General features: G+C 39.9%; 17 protein-coding genes and 1 riboswitch. Of the genes, 1 reads left to right on the forward strand and 16 read right to left on the reverse strand.

From position 1 onward, the window contains the following. Nucleotides 1-169 precede the first annotated feature (169 nt). Complete coding sequence (gene gldA / locus AC2S94_RS01245) at nucleotides 170-1,087, forward strand: gliding motility-associated ABC transporter ATP-binding subunit GldA (RefSeq protein WP_484629701.1); 918 nt, start codon at nucleotides 170-172, stop codon at nucleotides 1,085-1,087. Here the strand turns inward: gldA and AC2S94_RS01250 are convergent. The 16 genes from AC2S94_RS01250 to AC2S94_RS01325 all read right to left on the reverse strand — a co-directional run bounded on the left by AC2S94_RS01250 (nucleotide 1,074) and on the right by AC2S94_RS01325 (nucleotide 18,307). Next, nucleotides 1,074-1,823 (reverse strand): head GIN domain-containing protein, encoded by a 750-nt coding sequence (locus AC2S94_RS01250; RefSeq protein ID WP_484629702.1) that lies wholly within the window; start codon nucleotides 1,821-1,823, stop codon nucleotides 1,074-1,076. The genes gldA and AC2S94_RS01250 overlap by 14 nt on opposite strands. Continuing rightward, nucleotides 1,820-2,923, reverse strand: coding sequence for an acyloxyacyl hydrolase (locus tag AC2S94_RS01255; protein WP_484629703.1), 1,104 nt, complete (start codon nucleotides 2,921-2,923; stop codon nucleotides 1,820-1,822). Before AC2S94_RS01255 ends, AC2S94_RS01250 begins: the two co-directional genes overlap by 4 nt. Before the next feature lie 59 nt (nucleotides 2,924-2,982). Continuing rightward, nucleotides 2,983-3,939 (reverse strand): methylenetetrahydrofolate reductase [NAD(P)H], encoded by a 957-nt coding sequence (gene metF / locus AC2S94_RS01260; protein WP_484629704.1) that lies wholly within the window; start codon nucleotides 3,937-3,939, stop codon nucleotides 2,983-2,985. 140 nt (nucleotides 3,940-4,079) lie between these two features. Further along, on the reverse strand, nucleotides 4,080-6,758 hold the full coding sequence (metH, locus tag AC2S94_RS01265) for a methionine synthase (protein WP_484629705.1): 2,679 nt from the start codon (nucleotides 6,756-6,758) through the stop codon (nucleotides 4,080-4,082). A 1-nt stretch (nucleotide 6,759) separates the two neighbouring features. Then, nucleotides 6,760-7,773, reverse strand: a complete 1,014-nt coding sequence (locus AC2S94_RS01270; RefSeq protein WP_484629706.1) for a homocysteine S-methyltransferase family protein — start codon at nucleotides 7,771-7,773, stop codon at nucleotides 6,760-6,762. 50 nt (nucleotides 7,774-7,823) lie between these two features. Next, nucleotides 7,824-7,928: riboswitch (SAM riboswitch) on the reverse strand. Between the two features lie 76 nt (nucleotides 7,929-8,004). Next, nucleotides 8,005-8,427 carry an OsmC family protein gene (locus tag AC2S94_RS01275; RefSeq protein WP_484629707.1) on the reverse strand — a complete coding sequence of 141 codons (423 nt, stop codon included), beginning with the start codon at nucleotides 8,425-8,427 and terminating at the stop codon, nucleotides 8,005-8,007. A 144-nt stretch (nucleotides 8,428-8,571) separates the two neighbouring features. Next, nucleotides 8,572-9,636: an NAD(P)/FAD-dependent oxidoreductase gene (locus AC2S94_RS01280; protein ID WP_484629708.1), complete on the reverse strand. Its 1,065-nt coding sequence runs from the start codon at nucleotides 9,634-9,636 to the stop codon at nucleotides 8,572-8,574. Beyond that, the gene (locus AC2S94_RS01285) at nucleotides 9,629-10,222 is read right to left on the reverse strand and encodes a precorrin-2 dehydrogenase/sirohydrochlorin ferrochelatase family protein (protein ID WP_219550446.1); all 594 of its coding nucleotides are present in this window, start codon (nucleotides 10,220-10,222) and stop codon (nucleotides 9,629-9,631) included. Before AC2S94_RS01285 ends, AC2S94_RS01280 begins: the two co-directional genes overlap by 8 nt. Before the next feature lie 82 nt (nucleotides 10,223-10,304). Then, entirely contained in the window at nucleotides 10,305-11,096 is a 792-nt protein-coding gene (cobA, locus tag AC2S94_RS01290) for a uroporphyrinogen-III C-methyltransferase (protein WP_484629709.1), read from the reverse strand. Beyond that, nucleotides 11,089-13,182, reverse strand: coding sequence for a HEPN domain-containing protein (locus AC2S94_RS01295; RefSeq protein WP_484629710.1), 2,094 nt, complete (start codon nucleotides 13,180-13,182; stop codon nucleotides 11,089-11,091). Before AC2S94_RS01295 ends, cobA begins: the two co-directional genes overlap by 8 nt. Nucleotides 13,183-13,466: 284 nt before the next feature. After that, nucleotides 13,467-14,711 (reverse strand): sulfate adenylyltransferase subunit 1, encoded by a 1,245-nt coding sequence (locus AC2S94_RS01300; RefSeq protein ID WP_484629711.1) that lies wholly within the window; start codon nucleotides 14,709-14,711, stop codon nucleotides 13,467-13,469. 10 nt (nucleotides 14,712-14,721) lie between these two features. Beyond that, complete coding sequence (gene cysD / locus AC2S94_RS01305) at nucleotides 14,722-15,621, reverse strand: sulfate adenylyltransferase subunit CysD (RefSeq protein WP_484629712.1); 900 nt, start codon at nucleotides 15,619-15,621, stop codon at nucleotides 14,722-14,724. A 10-nt stretch (nucleotides 15,622-15,631) separates the two neighbouring features. Further along, on the reverse strand, nucleotides 15,632-16,261 hold the full coding sequence (locus tag AC2S94_RS01310; protein WP_484629713.1) for a phosphoadenosine phosphosulfate reductase domain-containing protein: 630 nt from the start codon (nucleotides 16,259-16,261) through the stop codon (nucleotides 15,632-15,634). A gap of 2 nt (nucleotides 16,262-16,263) precedes the next feature. Further along, complete coding sequence (locus AC2S94_RS01315; RefSeq protein ID WP_484629714.1) at nucleotides 16,264-16,521, reverse strand: DUF2061 domain-containing protein; 258 nt, start codon at nucleotides 16,519-16,521, stop codon at nucleotides 16,264-16,266. A gap of 116 nt (nucleotides 16,522-16,637) precedes the next feature. Then, nucleotides 16,638-17,054 (reverse strand): RrF2 family transcriptional regulator, encoded by a 417-nt coding sequence (locus AC2S94_RS01320; RefSeq protein WP_484629715.1) that lies wholly within the window; start codon nucleotides 17,052-17,054, stop codon nucleotides 16,638-16,640. Nucleotides 17,055-17,089: 35 nt separating this feature from the next. Continuing rightward, entirely contained in the window at nucleotides 17,090-18,307 is a 1,218-nt protein-coding gene (locus AC2S94_RS01325) for a trans-sulfuration enzyme family protein (RefSeq protein ID WP_484629716.1), read from the reverse strand. Nucleotide 18,308: the final 1 nt, after the last annotated feature.

Here is an 18,308-nt window from a genome sequence, read left to right on the forward strand (position 1 = left end):
TTTTAGATTCAAAATAAAATGCGATCAAAATTTACAGTTTTCTGATATTCGGAAAATTCGCATGCTTTTAATCACAATTACAATTTTTAGCCTTCAATTTTCGTTGAAACTTTGAAATATTTTCATCGGTATCCCTGATTATTTATTCCTAATTTTGAATTCTGAAGCTATGTCTATATCCGTTAACAACATATCCAAACATTTTGGAAGCCAGAAAGCGCTGAACGAGATCAATTTTGATATTTCCAAAGGCGAGATTGTCGGATTTCTAGGTCCGAATGGAGCCGGGAAATCCACGCTTATGAAAATTCTGACTGGATATTTAACAGCAGATTCCGGAAAAGCAAATATCGACGGACTGGATCTGGAGGATAATGTAGCTGAAATTCAGAAACGAATAGGTTATCTGCCTGAGCACAACCCGCTTTATACTGAAATGTTCGTGAGGGAATATCTTCGCTTTAATGCTTCAGTATACAAAACGGATAAAAACCGCGTGGAAGAAGTGATCAAAATTACCGGGTTAACTCCTGAAGCGAATAAAAAAATAGACCAGCTTTCAAAAGGTTACCGCCAAAGAGTTGGCCTCGCCGCGGCACTTCTACACGATCCTGAAGTCTTGATCCTCGATGAGCCCACCACCGGCCTCGATCCAAACCAGTTAGTGGAGATTAGAAACCTGATAAAAAATATCGGCAGAAATAATGCTGAAGGTAAACCTGGCAAAACCGTCTTTCTCTCTACGCATATCATGCAGGAAGTTGAAGCCATTTGTGACCGGGTTATCATTATAAATAACGGTAATATTGTTGCCGACAAAAATCTGAATGAACTGCGCAAAGGGAATGATCAGATCATTTTTGTTGAATTTGATTACCGCATTGAAGAAGTAGCTCTACAAAGAATACCAAATCTGGTTTCTGCTAAAAACACCGGAGGATTTACTTATGAATTGATCTTTGATACTGAAAAAGACATGCGTCCGGCTGTATTTGATTTTGCCCATGATAACGGGTTAAAAACTCTTCAGCTGAATCAAAAGACCAAAAACCTGGAAAGTCTTTTCGCTGAGCTTACTCAAAAATAAGCCGACCTCTAAAATGCTCTTCCACATCAACTTCAGGAGGGCGATTTACAGAAATAATATCCCCATAACTAAAGATGTCTCCCTTAAGAATTTGCTGAGGATTCACAATAAGTTTGTTCGTACCGCGATGAAATAGATCATAATTTTGAACGATAAGATCTCTAGCTTCCAGTCGGCCATCTCCAGCGGCAAAAAATCCATCGAAATTTTCAACCTTGCCCGTTAAAAAGTAATGCGAATAATTATCATTAGTGATTCTTAGATTTTTTACCTCAAGGTCCAGAATAAAATCTCCGTTAGTATGGATTTCAGGATCCTGGTCCTGGTTTTCAGAAACAAGCCAAAGGTTGTCAAATTTCAATGTTCCAACGCTTTCTAACGGAATGTTTCCTGCATGACGCAGGTATTCAAGGTTTGGTGTGGTAATATAGATCTTCGTGATCCCGTAATCCCGAACCAAATTACAAACATTTTCATTTCTAAGCACCAGCTGACCTTCGACGACATCAGCAGTTATTTCATTCATTAGGTTCTTACCACTTTCTACCAGCACTTTTTGTTCTGCTCCCTGTTCGATGTAAAGTTTTATTTTATCGTAGACCAGAATTTCAGAAAATGGCGCAACTTCCATCTCCTGCTGAACAATTTCGCCGGCCTTTTGAAAACAGTCTCCGGCGTCTTCAGAATCACATCCTAAAAATCCTATTATCGCAAGAATAAATATCAACTTCTTCATAACCTGTATCCAATTGAAAATTCTACTGCTTCGGCATTTGCTCCGTGAGACCTAACTGTCGCTGAAGCCCACCAGCGATCTGTAATTTCTCGCTGCAAGCCCATTCGGTTATAAACCTGCTCCACATAATCTGTGTATGGATAATAAACGTAATAGCCTAAATGAGTGATCAGGGACATTTTATTAAAAGTGAGTTTATGACCTACAAACACTCCAACTCTTTTCGCATCTTCATCGCCAGTTGTTCCTTTTTGTGGAAAAGCAGCTGCCTGGTATTCTATGAATTCTTCAAGTGACCTGGATAAGAAAAGCTCAGCTCCTCCCTGTAAAGTGCTTTTGCGATTCAGCACTTTATCAGCATACGCCGAAAATGTTAGAAATGGTAATTTTGGAGAACCAACTACACCTGAAGTATTTATCCCGCTTCTCAAGGCGAAATTGTAATGAAACGGTTCAGTATATTTTTCTTTGGGTCCTCTCGGAATGTAATCCGGATGGTTTTCATGATCCAGTAAATAATTCAGACCTACATTAAAAGTAAAAGTATTGGTACTGTGATTCGGCGAACCAAGGTCGGCGTTCGAGTAATGTATGATGGTCACCCCGGCGTTTAGACCAAGCCCGCCAATAATATTCTCTTTGTGAATATTTCCCATTAAATAAGTAGAACTCAAAAACCGCGTTCCGTAGGCGTTATTCTGATAATTGGTCTCTGCATCGTAAGGATTGCTAGCGTATGCCACTCCCTGACCAATCCGGAACATCAAAAGCCTTTTTAAATAATAAAAACTAAAATGACCGTAAATTGAATAATTCTTACCGAGATAAGGGTTTTTCATATCCTGGTAAATGAAAGAATATCCAAAATCAGGATAATTATATCTCGCTTCCCATTTTTCCAATCCATAAGTCTTCCGGTTAAAACTCAGCAGAAAACCATTTGGATGATCGGTTATTAAATGGGCAATATCAGGATTGTGCTCTAAGATCGTACCGTAAAAGTAACTGGCATCTAAAGAAAAATACTTTTGAGGTTTCTCTTCCTGGGACTGCGCAAACAGGCAGCAGAAGAGGAAGAGCAAGGGGGCAAATCTTTTCATACGAAAGCAAATCTAACATATTTACGAAAAAAACTGCCTATTGGTTGAAATGTAATTCTCTAGAAAACTTCAGAAGCGATCTGCTGGATATTTGTGCTTTTTCCCATGGAATAATAATGCAGCACTGGCGCCCCTCCTTTGATAAGATCCTTACTTTGCTGAATACACCATTCAACACCTACTTGTCTTACTTCCTTATTATCCTTACATTTTTCCACTTCTCTTATAAGGCTATCGGGCATATCCACATGAAATCTATGTGGGATAATACTCAATTGCTTCTTGGTGGCCAATGGTTTCAATCCGGGGATTATTGGCACCGTAATACCGTTTTCCCTGCATTTTTCCACGAAATCAAAATATCGGTCATTATTAAAAAACATTTGTGTCACCACATATTCAGCCCCGGCTTCAATTTTCTCCTTCAAACGCTGAATGTCCTTGTCTATGCTCGGTGCTTCCATATGTTTTTCAGGATAACCCGCGACACCTACACAAAAATCGGTGTTATGACCTTTTTCGATCACCTCGTCAAGATATTTTCCCTTATTAAGTTCCACGATCTGGTTCACGAGGTCTTTGGCGAAAATATTCCCGTTTGCTTCCGGTTTAAAATAAGTTTCGCTTTTAACCGCATCTCCGCGTAAAGCCATAACGTTTTTAATTCCAAGAAAATCAAGGTCGATCAGGAAGTTTTCAGTATCCTCCTTGGAAAATCCTCCACATAGAATATGTGGAACCGCATCCACACCATATTTACTCTGGATGGCTGCACAAATCCCAACAGTTCCGGGTCTTTTACGTACGATCTTCTTTTCCAGCAAACCATTTTCTCTTTCTGAATACACGTATTCTTCCCGATGATAGGTCACATCAATAAATGGCGGATTGAATTCCATCAGGGGATCTATACTCTCGTATATTGAATTGATATTCTGTCCTTTTAATGGTGGCAGAATTTCAAAAGAGAATACGGTGCGGTCTTTAGCTGCCGCTAAGTGTTCGGTGATCTTCATTTATTCTAATTTCTATTTTCATTGGGGCGTTGCCTTTCGGCCGGGCTTTCCGCTCTATCTTTTTCTGAAGAAAAAGGATGCCGCTTCAATCCCTAACGCATTTATTTTTAATTACCGTTGTTCTATTATTCGTCATTCCTTTAATCAGCAATATTCGGGTTCAACCATTTTGCTGCTTCGCGATAATCTATTCCTTTTCGCTCCGCATAATCTTTCACCTGGTCTTCTTTTATTTTTCCCAATCCGAAATATCTCGCTTCAGGATTGGCAAAATAATACCCGCTTACACTGGCCGCTGGCCACATGGCCAGGCTTTCGGTAAGCTCTACTCCAATTTCTTCCTTTACCTGTAAAACTTCCCAGATAGTCAATTTTTCAAGATGATCCGGACAGGCCGGATAACCCGGGGCAGGACGAATTCCCTTATATGCTTCCTTGATCAATTCTTCGTTATTAAGATTTTCTTCCGAAGCATACCCCCAATTTTCTTTCCTGATCCTTTCATGCAGAAATTCCGCAAAAGCTTCTGCCAGCCGATCGGCGAGGGCTTTGATCATGATCGAATTATAATCATCATGTTCTTTTTCAAATTTTGCTGCCAGTTCCTGGGTTCCAAATCCCGTGGTCACACAAAAACAACCTATATAATCCTGAATTCCTGTTTCTTTAGGCGCGATAAAATCTGCCAGCGCAAAATTTGGTTGATCTCTATGTTTTTTTAATTGCTGCCTGAGTGTTCTGAAAACTTCTGTTTTCTCAACAGAGTCCTGCGGAAATTTCACCTCGATATCATCGTGATTGACCGTATTTGCTTCAAACAATCCAAAGATCGCCTTCGCTTTAAGCAGTTTTTCATCCAGAATTCTCTCGAGTAAAACCTGGGCATCATCAAATAAATTTTGTGCCTGCTCGCCAACCTTTTCATCTTTCAAAATATCAGGATAGCGACCATGCAGATCCCAGCTTCTAAAAAACGGACTCCAATCGATATATTTCGTCAACTTTTTCAACTCAAAATTCTCAATGATCTGTATTCCCGGTTTATTCGGCTTAAAGATTTCTGTTTTGTCCCAGTCGATTTGAAATTTATTCTTTCTGGCTTCTTCAATGTTTAGAAAAGACTTGACCTTACTTCTTTTGCTAAAATTCTTCCTAAAAACCTCATACTGTTCTTTCAGTTCGGCCTTATATTTTTCACGGGAGCTTTCTTTTAAAAGATCGCCAACCACGGTAACGGCACGGGAAGCGTCATTTACATGTGCAACCGCATGTTTGTACTGCGGATCTATTTTTACCGCCGTATGTGCTTTCGAAGTTGTCGCGCCACCAATCAATAACGGAACAGAAAAATCCTGCCGCTCCATTTCTTTGGCCAAGAACACCATTTCGTCCAGCGATGGAGTTATAAGTCCGCTAAGACCAATCACATCCACATTCTCTTTTTTGGCCGTTTCAATGATCTTTTCTGGAGGAACCATCACGCCGAGATCGATGATCTCGTAATTGTTACAACCTAAAACAACAGCCACGATATTTTTACCAATATCATGTACATCGCCTTTTACCGTGGCCATGAGAACCTTTCCAGCAGATTGTCGTTTATTCGATTTATCGGTTTCAATATATGGTAGCAGATGTGCAACTGCTTTTTTCATCACTCGCGCAGATTTTACCACCTGCGGAAGGAACATTTTTCCACTTCCGAACAGATCACCAACCACATTCATCCCGATCATCAAAGGACCTTCGATCACATCCAGGGGTTTTTCAGCTTCAATACGGGCCTGCTCAATATCTTCCAAAATGTAGGCATCCAGACCTTTTACGAGCGCATGCGTAATTCGTTCCTGCAAAGGTTTTTCACGCCAGGACAGATCTACTTTATTTTCCTTTTTTCGTCCAACAACATTTTCAGCAAAATCAAGTAATCGCTCGGTAGCATCTTCCCGTCGATCCAAAATCACGTCTTCTACATGCTCCAGCAGATCTTTCGGGATTTCATCATAAACCTCCAGCATTGAAGGATTCACGATCCCGATATTCATCCCTGCTTTGATCGCATGATATAAAAAAACTGAATGCATGGCTTCGCGAACTGGGTTGTTCCCACGAAATGAAAAGGAAACATTACTCACTCCGCCACTCACACTGCAATACGGTAAATTTTCTTTTACCCAGCGCGTACCTTCAATAAAATCGATGGCATTTCTTTTATGCTCATCCATTCCCGTTCCCACCGGGAAAATATTTAAATCGAAAATGATGTCCTCTGGAGGAAATTTTACTTTATTCACCAGAATATCGTAAGACCGCTTGGCAATTTCGATTCGGCGTTCATAATTATCTGCCTGCCCGGTTTCGTCGAATGCCATTACGATCACGGCGGCGCCGTAGCGTTTTATCTTTTTGGCATTTTCGATAAACTCCTGTTCTCCCTCTTTCAGGCTTATGGAATTAACCACGCATTTCCCCTGCACCACCTGAAGTCCGGCCTCAATAATTTCCCATTTTGAACTGTCTATCATAATAGGAACACGGGAAATATCGGGTTCAGCAACCAACAGATTCAGGAATTTGACCATGGCTTCTTTACCATCGATCAACCCATCGTCCATATTCACATCGATGATCTGGGCGCCATTATCAACTTGTTCGCGAGCGACATCCAGGGCTTCATCGAATTTTTCTTCCTTGATAAGCCGAAGGAATTTTTTAGATCCGGCGACATTGGTGCGTTCTCCAACATTTATAAAATTACTATCCGGTGTGATCACCAGTGGTTCGAGTCCGGAAAGTTTTAAAGGTCTTATTTCTGACATATTATGCGCTTTCAGATTGAAGTTGTGGTAAAACTCTGGGTTTGTAATTCGAAGCAATTTCAGCAATTGCTTTAATGTGATTTGGTGTAGTTCCGCAACAACCACCAAGAATATTCACTAAACCTTTTTCCAGATATTCTTTGATCTGTGAGGCCATTTCCTGTGCATCCTGGTCGTATTCTCCAAATGCATTTGGCAATCCGGCATTAGGATATGCTGAAACTCCGGAATTCGCGTATCTATTCAAAACTTCCAGATGCGGAGTCAATTGTTTTGCTCCCAAAGCGCAGTTAAATCCAACACTTAACAATGGAATATGTGAAACCGAAATAAGGAAAGCTTCGGCAGTCTGACCCGATAAAGTCCTTCCCGAAGCATCGGTAATTGTTCCGCTAACCATGATGGGAATATCAATATTCAGTTCCTCCTTCAGCTCCTCGATCGCAAAAAGAGCTGCCTTTGCATTCAACGTATCAAAAACGGTTTCTACAAGAAGAACATCCACACCACCTTCAATTAAAGCTTTTGCCTGTTGCTTATAAGCTTTCCGAAGTTCATCAAAAGAAATGGCGCGATATCCGGGATCATTCACATCCGGACTCATACTCGCCGTTTTATTGGTTGGACCAATTGCTCCCGCCACAAATCTTGGTTTTGAGGGATCTTCAGCAGTAACCTGTTCTGCCACACCTTTGGCAATCCTGGCTGACTCAAAATTGAGTTCGTAAACAAACTCTTCCATTTGATAATCTGCCATCGCGATAGTGGTTCCGGAGAAAGTATTGGTTTCCACAATATCGGCCCCAGCATCAAAATATTTACGATGAATGGTGGCAATCGCTTCAGGTTGGGTGATAGAAAGCAGGTCATTATTCCCTTTGAGAGAAACGGGCCAGTCGGCAAAACGCTGCCCACGGAAATCCTCTTCAGAAAATTTGTATTCCTGAAGCATGGTACCCATGGCACCGTCTAGTATTAATATTTTTTGAGAGAGTAACTCTTCTATTTTTGACATGATCTTGTAAATAAATCGATATCAAAAAAGAAGACTGGAAAGAATTCTGTTGGTTATCTATCCGAGACTGAACTCAGTAGAATGTAGCACCTTCTCCAAAAGGAGGGTTGCTAAGGTTTCACAGGGTCTAATCCCTCAACCTTTCTTGATAACGATTGTTAGTAAACAATGAACTTACGGGACAAATATAAAATTATAATGCACCCAAAAGCAAGGAATTAAGAAAATTTTCTATAAAACCTTTTCTCCATTTAATTGAATGGAATAACTGATCTCAGCAGCTTTTTCCAGCATTTTTGAAACCGAACAATATTTATCCATCGATAATTTTACTGCTCTTTCCACTTTAGCCGGAGGAATATCTCCTTTCAGAATAAAATCAAGCTGGATCTTTTTAAAAACATTTGGAATAGCTCCATCTTCACGGTATCCGTCAACCTCAACTCGAAGATCTTCCAGTTCGTGATTCTGCTTTTTAAGGATCATCACCACATCTATACTACTGCAACCTGCGATCCCTCTCAGAATTAAATCCATTGGACTGGAACCTTTTGGCTCCTCATCAGATTTATTGTCCAGGAGAACAATATTGCCACGCTCGTTTACAGTTTCAAATAGGTAATTATCGTTGATTCGTTTTAAGCTGATCTTCATATTCTCGAATTTTTATCAAAGATAGGAATTCTGCTTTTTCCCGCAGGTAACAATGGTTACCTTTAAATTTTTCTCAAAAGACGTAAAGCTGAACTTGTTTCAACTTCTCTACTAGAGATCCTGAACCAAGTTCAGGATGACATTCTAAACACTAATACTCTGAACAACTTCCCTTTTGGCTTCCTTCTTAGTTCCGTCGAATCCTTCCACACCTCCAACAGTGGTGTACTTTAAGACATATTTCTTATCAGGATAAATTCTCTGGTACGCACTCTGACACATGATCGCTGCCTCATGAAAACCGGAAAGGATCAGCTTCAGTTTTCCTTTATATGTATTTACATCACCAATCGCGTAAACGCCGGGAATGTTAGTTTGATAATCATAAGAATTATTTACTTTAATGGCATTCTTTTCAATCTCCAGTCCCCAGCTTCCAATAGGTCCTAGTTTTGGTGATAATCCAAAAAGCGGAATAAAATCATCAACCTCTCTGAATTCTTCTCCGCGAGCCTTGTCCTTATGACGGATTACCACCTGCTCCAGTTCATCTTCTCCTTTTAATCCAACAACTTCGGCATTCGTAATCATTTCAATTTTCCCAAGTTTTGCCAGTTCTGAAACTCTTTCTACGGAATCCAGTGCTCCACGGAATTCTTCCCTTCGGTGAACCAAGGCAACTTCTGAAGCAACATCTGCCAAATAAATAGCCCAGTCTAAAGCAGAATCTCCACCACCGGAAATCACAATTTTTCGATCGCGATACACTTCAGGATCTTTGATAAAATATGAAACCCCTTTATCTTCAAAATCTGAAATATTGGTAATAGGCGGTATTCTAGGTTCAAAAGAACCAAGTCCGCCGGCAATTGCAACTACAGGTGCATGATGCTGAGTTCCTTTGTTGGTGGTCACTATAAAGGTCCCATCATCTAGTTTTTCCAGAGTTTCTGCACGTTCACCAAGAGTGAATCCCGGCTCGAAAGGCTTGATCTGTTCCATGAGATTTTTCACCAGATCTCCCGCCAGGATCTCCGGAAAAGCCGGAATATCATAGATGGGTTTTTTTGGGTAAATTTCTGAACATTGCCCACCAGGTTGTGGAAGCGCATCTATCAAATGCGTTTTCAGCTTTAATAATCCCGCTTCAAACACGGTAAACAATCCGGTTGGTCCGGCCCCGATTATCAGGATATCTGTTTTAATCATCACTCTCTTTTTTTACGATTAAGGATTCTGTTATGGTATTCATCTGTTCCACTTTGGCTTCAAAATCACCTTTAATGGACTTTCTATATTCATTTAAATTTTCGACCATCTGGTTCACATTCTCAGGGATCACCTCCTCGAAAAACTGCCGTAACCGCTTTGCCGTGGTTGGCGACTTCCCGTTGGTTGAAATCGCGATTTTCACATGGCCTTTATTAACAATTCCGCCCATGTAGAAATCACAGAGTTCGGGGGTGTCGGCGATATTTGCCAGTAAAAATCTCTTTTTCGCGTGGCGGTGAACCCGTTTATTTAGTCTCGCATCGTTGGTCGCGGCGATCACGAAATGTTTTTTTCTCAGATATTTTCTTTTATACCTGCCTTTGATCAATTTCGCACCGTGTTTCTTTGCCAGTTCTTCCGTTTCCGGTAAAAACCATTTAGCTACGATCTCAACCTGTGCATTGGGACTTGATTTGAACAGAAAATGAAGTTTTTCATGTCCTACATTTCCGCCGCCAACCACCAGGATATTCAGTTTATTGACTTTTAGAAAAACCGGGTATAACTCGTTTCTTTCTTCCATTTTTTTTGATTCTCTTATCCGTCAAGCTGAACTTGTTTCAGCTTTTCATAGACCCTGAAACAAGTTCAAGATGACCATATATTTAGGCAACATTTACCTGAAGTGGTTTCGATTGCTGCGGAAGATTTTTTACATTCTGATAAACTTTCTGTAAAGCATTCGCTTCATTCACCACCTCACCAATTACTATAATCGCTGGAGATCCCAGTTGTTTTTCTGAAACGATCTTTTCAATGGATTTGATCGTTCCAAAACCTGATCTTTCATTCACTGTGGTTCCATTCTGAATAATTCCCACCGGAATATCCTGTTTTCCGAAGCCTTTAAAAACCTCAACAATTTCAGGGAGTTTTCCCAATCCCATTAATATCACAACCGTTGCTGTAGATTGAGCCGCCAGGCGAACGTCATTTGATAATTTCTTCTGAAACGTGGTTCCCGTAATCACCCAGAAACTCTCTGAAACTCCTCTTTGCGTAAGCGGGATACCAACATTTGCGGGCACCGCGATCGAAGAGGTAATTCCTGAAACGACTGCTGTTTCCAATCCGTTCTTCCTGGCAAAATTGATTTCTTCAGATCCTCTTCCAAATATAAATGGGTCACCACCCTTGAGTCTTACCACGTGGCCTCTTTCCAAAGCATATTTTACAATCAATTCATTAATCTCGTCCTGCGAGAAACGATGTTTGTTTTTTCGTTTTCCGACAAAAATATGTTCCGCTTGTGGCGCATATTCCAGCAGATCCCGATTGATCAAGGCATCGTAAAGAATTACGCTGGCCGACTTCAAAGTATTCAAAGCTTTTAAGGTGATCAATTCCGGATCTCCTGGTCCTGCTCCAACTACGGTTAATTTTGGTGAATTATACATTTTGTACCTCCTTTGTCCTAAATGCATCCACCCTCTTCAGGAACAAATGCGCCTCCTCTAAATATTTATTTGCAAAAGCCTCTGTCGGCTCATTTTCGTTCAATTGATAAGTGAATTCTTTGAAGGAAGTAGATAATTCAATTTTTTTGGTATCCACAAAAAACTCATCAAATTGAGAAATAATACCGGCCTGTGTATTTGTTTTCACGTCTTCTGAAAGCAGCAAAGCTTTGGCTGAGTTCACAATTGAAGTATAGGAATGGTAAATACTATCTGACCAATCATTTCTTTCTAGCGCAGTTTTCGCATTATCGATCTTTTCTTCACTTTCGAATAAGAGCGTCGCGATCAAATCGATCATCACCCCAGCGCATTCACCTACACCTACTTCTTTGATATATGGCGATTCATGGCCCCAGTCAACAAAATCATTCTCGCTGAGATTTGAAGTATCTGCCAGGTCTTTCAGCAGATCATAGAAATAGGTTTTCTCCCTACGGTCGTAATATTCCGCGAATTTTTCGTCAGTTTCTGAATTCGATTCAAAATCGTTCAGTAAAACCCTTAGCGCTTCCGGTCCTCTTTTACTCGGGACCTTCACCACTTTATCTGCGAATCTTCCCTGTCCGTTTCCAATTGTTCCGCCACCAAGCAATACCTGAAGTGCCGGAGCCACAGTTTTTCCAACCTTGATAGACATTCCCTGGAATCCAATTTCAGCCATATTATGCTGGCCGCAGGCGTTCATACATCCGCTGATCTTTATGGTAATATCCTTACTGTTGATGAATTGAGGATATTCTTCTTTTAAAACATCTTCCAGCACATCTGCAATTCCGGTACTGCTTGCAATTCCTAGATTACAGGTATCGGTACCCGGGCAGGCGGTGATATCGACTGTTTTGTTATAACCGGTTTCAGCATAGCCCAGTTTTTTCAATTCCGAATAAAAGAATGGCAGAAATTCTTCGCGAACGTGACGAATCAGAATATCCTGTCTAAGCGTTAACCTAATTTCGTTTCCGGCATATTTCTTAACCAAATCGGCCAGCTGTCTGGCGCCACCGGTGTAAAAATCTCCTAAAGGAACCCGGATTCCGATAGCGTATAAACCTTGCTGTTTCTGTTTTAAAACATTGGTTTGCTTCCAGGTTTCAAAATCTTGCTGATCTTCGATTTCCACAAAAGGAACTTTAACATCCAGCAAGGGTGGAGCAGCTTCAAATTTCTCAATTTCAAACTTTGGTTGTTTCTGAGACAAGGCGGTTTTCTGCTCTTCCACCAATTTCATAAAGGCTTCTTTCCCAATATCCTTAATTAGGAATTTCATTCTTGCTTTTAATCGCTTTGCTCGTTCGCCATGACGATCAAAGACGCGAAGCACACCTTCAATTAGCGGTATAATCTCTTCCGCTGGAAGAAAATCGTATAGTTCATCGGCATGTCTTGGCTGAGAACCGAGTCCGCCACCTAGCATCACTTTAAAACCGCGTTTTCCATCCTTCAGTTTGGCAATCAAACCTAGATCATGGATATAACTTAAAGCTGTATCCTCATCTGAAGAGGAGAAAGACATTTTAAATTTCCTTCCCATTTCCTGGCAGATAGGGTTTCGAAGAAAGAATTGAAATGCAGCGTGCGCATACGGCGAAACATCAAAAGACTCGTTTGGATCTATCCCCGCGGTTGGAGAAGCAGTAATATTTCTAACCGTATTTCCGCAAGCTTCCCTAAGAGTGACATCATCTTTCTCCAGTTGTGCCCAAAGCTCAGGAGTCCGGTCAAGATTCACGTAATGGATCTGGATATCCTGCCGGGTTGTGATATGCAATCGCCCTTTGGAATATTCATCAGATACATCGGCAATTCGATGTAACTGTTCAGAAGTTACCTTTCCAAACGGCAGTTTTATACGAACCATTTGAACACCCGATTGTCTTTGTCCGTAAACACCACGTGCAAGACGCAGGCTTCGGAATTTTTCTTCATCAGCCTTTCCTTCACGGAAAAGCTTGATCTTTTTCTCCAAATCCAGAATGTCTTTTTCAACTACAGGATTTTCAATTTCGGTTCTAAAACTTTGCATGATCTTATTATTTAAATTCTTCTACTTTGATAATTAATCTGCTTCTTTTGAGATGCTGAAACGAGTTCAGCAGGACGGCTTTTTTTTGAATTGTCACCCTGAACTTTTTTCAGGGTCTTTTCATTATTTCAAACATCTTAAATGAAAAAAGTCCTTTTTAGTTTTTCACTTAAAAGGACTTTTTATAATTCAGTTTATAAAATAGGCTTCTAAGTGTGAGGCGAATAGCACATACACATATTTGACAAAATGTTCACAATGAATTGTTTCACATTCCTTCTATTTTATTTAATAAATCCGACTCCCGCCGTAGTATTTGTCTGAGTATCCACCAGGATGAACCTTCCGTTCGAACGATTCTCAATATAACTATCAATAAAAATTGGTTTACTTAATTTCATCTTCACGTTACCAATGTCGTTTAGTTTTAAAGAAGTTGTATTTTCTTCCGAGTTGAAATTTGTATCCACATTGCCTTCAACTTGGTCTATTTTAGCTAAAATTCCATTAGTATTATGTTGTAAAACATATTTTGTTCCCGGTACCAGAGCCCGATTATCCATCCAGCAAACTGTTGCATCGAGAATCCTTGTTTCCTTTGGAACCTCGTTCGATTTTACTAACATATCTCCTCTGGCGACATTAATATCGTCTGCAAGACTTATGTTGACAGAACTACCCGCCGGAGCTTCATCGAATGAATTCTCGAAAAAGTGAATTTCTTTAATGGTTGATGTAGTCAAAGAAGGCAGCACTGTGACTTCATCACCAACTTTCAAACTACCACCACTAATTTTCCCGGCATACCCGCGATAATCATGATACTCATCAGTCTTAGGTCTTATCACCGTTTGAACTGAAAATCTGGCCTGACTTTGTTCTTCAAAATCTTCAGCTTTAAGGTTTTCCAGATGTTCCAGAATTGTCTGACCCTCATACCAAGGCATTGCGGTAGATTTTTCTGCAATATTTTCACCCCACAGTGCACTCACGGGAATAAAAGTCAGCTTCTGGTCTTCAAAATCACTTTTCGCTCTCAATTCTTCAAAATCCTGCACAATTCCATTAAAAACTTCTTCGGAATAATTTACCAGATCCATCTTATTTACCGCAACAATCACTTCTTTTACTCTCAATAAATTGTTAATAAAGAAATGCCTGTAAGTCTGCTCGATCACCCCTTTCCTGGCGTCAATTAAAATGATCGAGGTCTGAGAAGTTGAGGCTCCGGTTACCATGTTCCGGGTGTATTCAATATGACCAGGAGTATCAGCAATAATGTAACTTTTCTTAGGTGTTGAAAAGTATATATGGGCCACATCTATGGTAATTCCCTGCTCTCTTTCAGCGACAAGACCATCTGTAGCCAGGGAAAAATCAAGATAATCCAGACCGTTCCTTTTACTTACCTTTTCAATCGCTTCAATCTTATCTGAAGTCAGTGATTTTGTATCGTATAAAAGGCGACCAATCAAGGTACTTTTACCGTCATCAACACTTCCTGCTGTTGCTATTTTTAGAACTTCCATTTTGCTTTTTTTAGAAATAACCCTGTTGTTTTCTTGTTTCCATAGCGGCTTCTGACCTTTTATCGTCAATTCTGGCTCCTCTTTCAGAAATAGCTGAATCTCTAATTTCCTGAATGATCTTTTCTACCGTATCTGCTTCAGATTCTACAGCGGCGGTACAGGTAATATCACCAACGGTTCTGAATCTTACACGTTTTGTTTCTGTGGTTTCGTGATCGTCTTTATAAACATATTCTGAAGCCGTCCATATCAAGCCGTCACGTTCGAATATTTCGCGGTCGTGAGCAAAATAGATCGATGGAATCTCAATTTTCTCTGAAGCTATATAACTCCAAACGTCCAGTTCTGTCCAGTTTGAAATAGGGAAAACTCTAACATTCTGACCAATATCTATCCTTCCGTTGAGCATATCGAAAACTTCCGGACGCTGGTTCTTTTCATCCCATTCTCCAAAATCGTTTCTAACTGAAAATATTCGCTCTTTTGCCCTGGCCTTCTCCTCATCTCTACGAGCACCGCCAATACAGGCATCAAATTTGAATTCCTCGATGGCATTCAGAAGCGTATTAGTTTGTAGCGAATTCCGGCTGGAATATTTTCCTTTCTCCTCGATAGAAATTCCTTTGTCTATATCATCCTGAACTTTTCTAACGATGAGATTCAATCCAAGCTCTTCAACCAGGCGATCTCTAAATTCTATAGTTTCCGGAAAATTATGCCCGGTATCTATATGCATTAGCGGAAAAGGAATCTTAGCCGGATAAAATGACTTCTGAGCTAATCTTACCAGCGTAATGGAATCTTTTCCTCCTGAAAAAAGAAGAACAGGATTTTCAAATTGAGCCACCACTTCCCTGAAGATGTAAATAGCCTCGCTTTCTAGTGTATTTTGATTTAAAATTGAACTCATTTATAAACTTTTAAGCGTGTAAACCGCATTCTCTATTATCTAATACTTTGGTAGGATCGAAATATTTAAATTCATTAGGCAATCCATTTTTCTCTAAATAAACATCAAGCTCCTTATCTGAATAGTGATAAAAAGGACTCACCTTTAAAATTCCATCTTTACTATAACTCAGAATATTTATACTATCCCTGAATGTCGTCTGACCTTTCCTTAAGTTGGTGAACCAGACATCTGGTTTGTGTTCTGCCATTGCTCTTTGAAATGGCTCGAGTTTCACCTGACGGGTGAATTCTGCATGAAAAGAACTATCCACGGATGGAATTCCACCATTCACAGCATCTCTATAAGCCGCCGATTGTACCGGCGTATATAGTGAAATGTTGAGTTCTAAGGATTCTATCAATCCTTTTGCATGTTTGTAAGTTTGAGGCGTATTATAACCAGTATCGCACCAAATCACATCTATCCCCGGCTGAACTGAATTACATGCGTAAATTATAGAAGCTTCATAAGGACGAAAATTAGTAGTAACTACAGGTGATTTTGCTTTCTTTATGGCCCAGCCGATAATCTCTTCGGGCTTTGCTTCTTTAAAATTTTTATTGAGCTCTTTAAGCTCTTTGTCATTTATCCTTTCCATAACTATTCTTTTCCATAAGGAATTAAATTCCAGATTCTTTCATGCCCGAAATAGAGGATCATTTTAGTTACCAATTCTACTGAACCAATGGCCAGAGCAGTTTCAATCTGTCCCGTTAATATCCAAGATATCACTATAGTATCTATGGTTCCTACCATTCTCCAGCTAATAGTTTTTAAAATACTACGCATAGGTTTTTCCGTAGCCTTATCTCTTTTATATGTATTCTTCGCTTTAGAATGATTTAGTAACATCAACATAATCTCTTCATTAAAATTATAATCCTATAGATTTACTAGGTTTTTAGCAAAACTAGACTTCACTCGTTTAAACACCAATTAATTCCTTTATAAAAATCTTATTTTAACACTTCTCGCTATTGCACAAAGGCAATATCCTCCAGAGTATTTTCGCCAAGTACATTCAGTGAAGCGTCCCTAACCTGGATCATCAGCTTGTGCACTGAACAGGTATTTTCATCCGGACAATCATCACACTTTTCATAATAATTAAGGCTTACACAGGGAACCATCGCAATGGGTCCTTCCAGAACACGGATAACCGCGGTCATTCTGATCTCATCCGGTTCTTTGATGAGATAATAACCACCACCTTTTCCTTTTTTAGATCCCAGAAAACCCGATTTTCTCAATTCCAAAAGAATACTTTCAAGAAATTTCTGAGAAATATTTTCACTTTCAGCTATTTCTGAAGCCTGGACTGGTTTCCTGTCCTTTTTCCTGGCGATGTACGCCAGCGCCTTAATTCCGTACTTGGTCTTTTTGGAAAGCATGAGACGAATATAAAAATATTTTACCTTTGCCTTTCCTAATTATTCAATGCGTTTTTTAAATCATTAATAATATCATCAACATGTTCCAATCCAACGGAGATTCTTACTAATCCGTCACTAATTCCTGCTTCCAGTCGTTCATTTTCACTTAACTTACTATGTGTGGTTGATGCTGGATGCGTCACAATGGTACGCGTATCACCAAGATTAGCAGATCTTGAGCAAAGTTTTAGATTATCTATAAATCTTCGCCCAGCATCAATTCCTCCTTTTAATTCAAATGCCACCACATTTCCGCCCAATCTCATCTGTTTTTTCGCCACTTCATACTGTGGATGTGATTTCAGAAAAGGATATTTTACATTCCCGGTTTGCTCAACATTTTCCAGAAATTCAGCCACTTTCAAGGCATTTTCGCAATGTTTTTTCAACCGAACCGATAATGTTTCTAAGCTTTTTGAAAGTATCCAGGCATTAAATGGTGAAAGGGCCGGACCCGTATTTCTACTGAATAAATAGATTTCTCTTATTAAGTCTTCTTTTCCAACAGTAACTCCTCCGAGCACTCTTCCCTGGCCGTCGATCAATTTGGTAGCCGAATGTATCACCAGGTCGGCTCCGAATTTAATCGGGTTCTGAATATATGGCGTAGCAAAGCAATTATCGATGATTAATATGAGATCATGTTTTCTGGCAATTTTACCCAGATATTCCAGGTCCAGAATATCAACTCCGGGATTTGTAGGAGATTCTGCGAAAAGAATCTTTGTTTCCGGCTTTATATAATTTTCGATAGATTCCGGCTGATTCACATCAAAATAGGAATGTGAAATATTCCATTTCGGAAAATATTTGGTGAATAAACCATGCGTCGACCCGAATACAGATCTAGCTGCGACAATATGATCTCCGCTATTAAGCAAAGCCGCAAGGGTCGAAAAAACAGCGGCCATTCCGGTCGCGAAAGCAAAACCAGCTTCTGCACCTTCCATTTTAGTAACCTTTTCAATAAATTCTGAAGTGTTAGGGTTGCTATATCTGCTATAGATATTACGCTCCTTCTCCTCGGCAAAACTCGCCCTCATATCTTCTGAATCTTCAAATAAATAACTTGAAGTTAGATACAACGGCACTGAATGCTCCTGAAATTGCGTTCTTTCACTTTGAGTTCTTACGGCGATCGTTTCAAAATTCTCATGATAATAATCGTTAAAGTCACTTTTATCTTTCGCTATAGATTGTAGGTTGTCCATC

The organism is Christiangramia pacifica, assembly GCF_057221535.1.